Consider the following 5,544-nt stretch of genomic DNA (forward strand, 5'->3'; position numbering starts at 1 on the left):
GTGTTCGTCATGATCTGACCAGTCTTCCCGCCCGAGGACTCGGGCAACAAGACGACTCTCACAACGACTGGATCTAAAAAACGGGGTCAGCCCAGAAGGACCTCAGCCATGGCGATCATTTCTCAGCGGTCAGTCGTCTACTCCTCACAGGTTGCTGGGTGCAGCACAGCCTCTGGAATTGGACCTGATCCTATCCCGGGATGGAAGGCGCAACTCGGAGGCGAGACTATTTACGGGGGTTGAGGGATAAGAGCCATCTGGGTGTCCTGGGCCTGAGCCGAGATGCCCGCAGGAGACTGCGAGGCTTCAGTTGACATGCCACTGTTCTGTTTTGAGAATGAGGCGCATGATAAGTCGCCCTTCGTCTCCTGAGATCTTCATGCGAAGCTGCCCGGGCGCTGATCGTAGAGGGCACCACAGGACGGCCGAACTCGTCATGGCGGTCCGCGCAGAACGATCCAGCGCGAGATCACCGACGGGTCACAAGATGGAACTATTGAGATGACGATGCGCAGAACTCCGCAACGCATAGCGCTGGCAGCAGTCTTGGAACAGACTTCCCAGTTTCGTTCTGCCCAGCAGCTTCACGCTCACCTCCTGGACGAGGGCAGCGATGTTTCCCTGGCCACGGTCTATCGGTACCTCAATGCCCTAGCAGCCGCTGGTTCCCTTGAGACGCATAGCGTCCCAGGCGGTGAAACTCGCTACCGACAGTGCCGCCGAAGCGGGTTTCATCATCATCTGGTCTGTCGGGAGTGTGGGGAGACCACCGAGGTTACCGACGCCACGGTGGAACAATGGGCGCAGCGCACTGGGAATCGGCACCACTTCACTGAAATCACCTATGCCCTCGAGCTCTCAGGGCTCTGCACCGGGTGTCAACACGTTCCCGCAGGCTAAGGCCTCACTTGCGGCGTCGGCGGCGTCGATCGTTCCGCACCGACCCTGATCTGAGCTCTATCGTTCCTATGCTCGGTCAGGGGAGAGGTGGGCCTCTTGCCGAAGAAGCCCGAATTCAGTCCTCGCGCAGGAGGGGTTCCGACGGGGGTCCAGCCTGCCGGTGGCCGGCGACACTCATCAGAATTCCTTCATGATTGCCCTAGCTGCCCGGACTCTCGGGTTGCGCAGCCGGGCAATTAATCATCGAGTGTTCAGCAGTTCCTCGAGCTGATCGATGTTGGTGTCCATCCAGTCCAAATAGTCCTCAGCGTCTTCTGGCAGTGTCTCGCTGAACTCGACGACAGGAACTCCGGCGTCCTCAGCGGCCTGACGGATCTGTTGGGACTGATTGGTCTCGGTCTGTTCGTTATAGACCATCACATCGACATCTTCGGCGCTTTCCAGGGCATCTTGGAGCAGGCGAGGGGCGACATCGTCGCCGTGTTCGATCGCGGCCAGGAAGTCCGCGTCGGTCTCGTCCTTGAAGCCAGCATCGCTGAGCAGGTATGCAGAGACGGGTTCGGTGGTCATGAAGGTCATCCCAGATGCGTCGAGACCACGGTTGCGCTCGTTGAGCGCGTCGATCTCCTCGGCGAGGCTCTCTGCGTTCTCGCTGTAGAGCTCAGCATTCTCGGGGGACAGGTCGCCAAGGTGATCTGCAAGGTCTGTAACGAACTCGCTCATCAGCGCCAAGTCGTACCAGACGTGCTCGTTCTCGCCCTCTTCTCCGTGACCATGGCCCGCGTGGTCATCCTCGCCTTCCTGGTTCTCGACGTCTTCGTCGTGGTTCTCCTCAGCACCGTGCTCGGAGTGGTCCTCCTCGGGGCTGCCCGCGCTGTCGTGATCATCAGCCTCATCATCATGGCTGTCGCCTTCTCCCGCGTGTTCCTCGGCGTCCTGATCCTCTGTCGTTTCGGAGTCGTCACCGTCTTCTTCGTCGTGCTCTTCTTCATCTTCAGATTCGCTCAGCACCTGGATCAGGGCCTCATCTTTGTCTGCTGAATCAGCCAGGGTGCTCAGGAAGGGGTCGTAACCGCCGCCATTGGCGATGAGCGCATCGGCCTGCTCGATGCTCAGACGATCCTGCGGGGAGGCCTCATAGGAATGCGGGTCAACAGCCGGGTTATCAACGATCGCCTTCACCTCGGCAGTGTCTCCGGTGATCCGGGCTGCGAGATCGGCATAGACATCGATGGAGGCGACCACGCTGAGCTGCGCGTCGGCATCTGCCGTATCTGACGCGGCGGAGGTCTCCTCGGTCTGGTTGCCGCAGGAGGTCAACACCAGTGTGGCCGCAGCCCCGAGAGCAGCCAACGGCAACAGACCCCGGTGCTTGCGAGGTGAGCCCTGCCTGATCTGTCCAGTCGGGGAGGTGTGCGAAGACGGTGTAGACATTGGGAGGCCTTTCGGGAACGGTGCGGGTCTGCTCCACAGCGTAGGACGCTCCGTTGATGAGAACAAATCTCAACAGTAGTGTGAAGTGCCACTGTGAGACTCAGCTAGCCCATCTCCTTGTCTCAGTACCTGCGTATGGACGCAGATAAGAAAGTGTGTGGAGTAGACCCTGAATCGGCCTAGGTAGATCTCGCCGCCGAGGTGCTCAAGATTCTGGCCCAACCGACGCGGTCAGAATCATTCTGGCCTTACGGCGGAGCTCAGAGCTCTCGGTGAATTCGTCGGCCCAGGTTGTTGGTAAGTCCGGGCCAGGTGTGTCCCAGCATCGGGCGAAGCTGCGAATGGCACGGATGGTGACCACGTGCCAGGACGGGACCACATCACCATCACCCCGGCCCTGCGGCGAACTCAGCCCGGCGACTCCCAGAAACCACGTCGGCTCACTGATGCTGGCTGTTCTGCGCAATCGCACGGGGCTGACGCAGGAAGAGGTGACGAGGTCAACTAAATCGTCAACAGACCAAACCAGGCCGGGGAGTACCCCACATCAAGGAGTGCCAGTCGTGAAGCCCTGGCGGTCTGGCCAAATCACTCCGATCCTCGCGTGCACACGGCGTGTGATGAGCCGCCCAACCAGAGCCCGGCCATCGGCCCGGAACGTGGCAGTCTTGACCCTGACACAGTGTCAGACCGTGAGGTGGAGACGTGCTATCCATTGGAGGCTTCGCGCAGATCGGCCAGGTGACCCACCGCATGCTGCGGCACTGGGACCGGACCGGTCTTCTGGTGCCCGCACACACCGACCCCTTCAACGGCTACAGGTTCTATGATCCTGAGCAGCTCGAACGGCTGCATCGGATCGTGGCCCTGCGGCAGCTGGGTTTCAGCATTGAGGAGACCTTCTCGCTGCTGGACGACGGCATCGACGCGCAGCAGCTGAAGGTCCTGCTGCGGCGACGTCGTGCCGAGGTGGAGGAGGAACGACGGACCGCAGCCGCCCGGCTTGCCGACGTCGAGCGGAGGCTCCAGCTCATCGAAGGGAAGAACCCTGTGTCCAAGGTCGAGATCGTCCAGAAACCCCTTCCTGCAGTCCAGCTCGCAGCGATCAAGGTGCGAGTGGAGGAGCAGCCAGAACTCGTCGGCCTCGTCGGCCCCAGCTTTGACGCCGTCGCTGAGATCATCGGGGGAGTCAGCGGCGCCCTGGAGACCCCGATCGCGGTCTACGCCGCCGAGCACGACCGGATCGAGGCCACCATCGGCTATGTCTACGGCGGAGATCCGCGGGAGGGCATCGAGCTGGTGAACCTGCCCGCCGCGGGACAGGCCTTCGCCACCGTCCATCTCGGCGAGATCAACGGTATTCGTGCCAGCTGGCAGGCTCTCCACGAGGAGATCATCGCCCGCGGCTATGAGCCGACCGGTCCCTGCCGGGAGCTCTACCTCCGAGCGGACGAATCCGGTCGGAGGGATGAGTTCGTCGTTGAGCTGCAGCAGCCTGTCCGGCAGTCCGACGTTGCCCGAGAGACGAGGTGACATTGCATGGCAGTCGGTGCGACCGCGCTTCGGAGATGGATTCCTCTCCCCAATCCACGATCGACCCGTGCCTGCGATCGGACTTCCCTCAAAACGTTCCTGAGTTTTCCAGTCAGGGTTCTTCCTGTTCTTACGAAAGATCCTGGACTTTCTCGTGGTTTACACTCGATTCAGTCGGGTCCATTTAAGTAGTCCTGACAGTGCAGTTCGGACATGCCCTTTTCAAACTCGACATGAAACTCGGTGAACTTTATGAAGCGAGGAATTCTGTCAGTGGTGACGGTGCTCCTCGTGGTCGTGGTTGTCGGCATTCTAGTGAGGTATGGCCCCGCCGCAACGGGCCCTATCTTTGGTATAAGCGCTGAATCGCGTGATACGAGGATCGTGACGGCTATAGAACGTCAGGACCAGATCGTGCTCCTCAGCACCAGCACGCAAGGCTTGGCCGAGGATCAAGTCTCTAGGGAGATCTTCGGCCGAGATCTTCCTGGTACCGGTCGCACCCAGTTTCTCCAATACAGCTATCGCGCCAAGCTCGGTGTCGAAGGCAGCGAGGTCTCCATTGTCGAGACCGGGGAGGACCAGTATCGGGTCTCTCTGCCGGACTTCATCTTCATCGGTCACGACAACGTCAACTTCAAAACAGCCGTCGAGCAAAACGGGGTCCTTAGCTGGGTCACGCCCGAGATCGATACTGCATCTACGATCACAGAGATTTTAAGTGGCGGCGAGTTGACCGAGCAGATCGACCTGAACCGTGACCTGCTGGAAGATCAGGCCCGGACCTTCTACACCGGCATCATCGAGGGGATCGACGACGGCGTCGAGATCGAGTTCGAATTCAAACGTGCCGAAGAATAGACACCCGAGGGCCGTAGTGCTCTGCCCCTTGATTTACGTACGCCGATCTATAGCAGATTCCAAGTTGGGTTATCCCTCGTTCGAACAGCTATCTCTGGCACAATCAGGCCATGACTGTAGATCAGGACACCATTACGATTTTCGAGAGTGACGATGGCTTTCTACTCCTGGGGTCGGACAAACTCCTGTCGTCCTACGACCACCGGCCCGAACTGAACCCACAAAGGGTGACGAGACAGACTCTCTTCGGGGCTAGCAAAGCATTAGGTTTCGGATCCCGTCTCCAGCCCACTAGCGGGCGGTGGGTGAAGCTGACGAAGGAGTCTGCGGACTTCGCCAGGAAGGCTGGAGTGCGGAACCCAGCAACCGGGGTGGTCCGTCAAGGCAACGGTCAGATTCTGAAGCATCTCAAGTTTGAGAAGGCCGCGTTACTCACACCCGCCGCGCCAGCGGTTCTATCTGCATTGGTGACCCAAGCGGCGTTAGAAGCCGCTTTGGATGAGATCGGGCAGTACCTGGCCGCAATGGACGCCAAGCTAGATCAACTGCTCAAACAGCGCAAAGTGGAAGTGCTGGGTCAACTAGGCGGAGTCACACTCGCGATCGAAGAGGCACATGTCCTTTATACCCAAATAGGTAAAGTCTCCGGAGTCACTTGGTCTAAAGTGCAGGCGAACTCGCTCGCGCTTCAGACCATTCAGGCCGAAGCGGTAGCGCAACTGGGTCTGCCGCACCGATAGGTGACAGGTGTAGTCACGCCGCGAGAGCGACGCCGGTGTTCATGATTGCTTCGTACTCCACTGGGGTCAATCCCGA

General features: G+C 59.7%; 5 protein-coding genes. 4 read left to right on the plus strand and 1 reads right to left on the minus strand.

Annotation, left to right across the window (positions count from 1 at the left end):
- Positions 1–507 precede the first annotated feature (507 nt).
- Complete coding sequence (locus tag EV640_RS13470; RefSeq protein ID WP_243832341.1) at positions 508–900, plus strand: Fur family transcriptional regulator; 393 nt, start codon at positions 508–510, stop codon at positions 898–900.
- A gap of 240 nt (positions 901–1,140) precedes the next feature.
- On the opposite strand, the gene EV640_RS13475 is transcribed toward EV640_RS13470, so the two are convergent.
- Positions 1,141–2,259: a metal ABC transporter substrate-binding protein gene (locus EV640_RS13475; protein ID WP_166645935.1), complete on the minus strand. Its 1,119-nt coding sequence runs from the start codon at positions 2,257–2,259 to the stop codon at positions 1,141–1,143.
- A gap of 780 nt (positions 2,260–3,039) precedes the next feature.
- On the opposite strand from EV640_RS13475, the gene EV640_RS13480 reads away from it, so the two are divergent.
- From EV640_RS13480 to EV640_RS13490, 3 genes are all read left to right on the plus strand, one after another.
- The gene (locus EV640_RS13480; protein WP_133726726.1) at positions 3,040–3,867 is read left to right on the plus strand and encodes a MerR family transcriptional regulator; all 828 of its coding nucleotides are present in this window, start codon (positions 3,040–3,042) and stop codon (positions 3,865–3,867) included.
- A 243-nt stretch (positions 3,868–4,110) separates the two neighbouring features.
- Entirely contained in the window at positions 4,111–4,728 is a 618-nt protein-coding gene (locus EV640_RS13485) for a hypothetical protein (RefSeq protein ID WP_133726727.1), read from the plus strand.
- Positions 4,729–4,838: 110 nt separating this feature from the next.
- Positions 4,839–5,468 (plus strand): hypothetical protein, encoded by a 630-nt coding sequence (locus EV640_RS13490; RefSeq protein WP_133726728.1) that lies wholly within the window; start codon positions 4,839–4,841, stop codon positions 5,466–5,468.
- The last annotated feature ends 76 nt before the right edge of the window (positions 5,469–5,544 follow it).

It is taken from the genome of Nesterenkonia aurantiaca, from assembly GCF_004364585.1.
Classification (GTDB): Bacteria; Actinomycetota; Actinomycetes; order Actinomycetales; family Micrococcaceae; genus Nesterenkonia; species Nesterenkonia aurantiaca.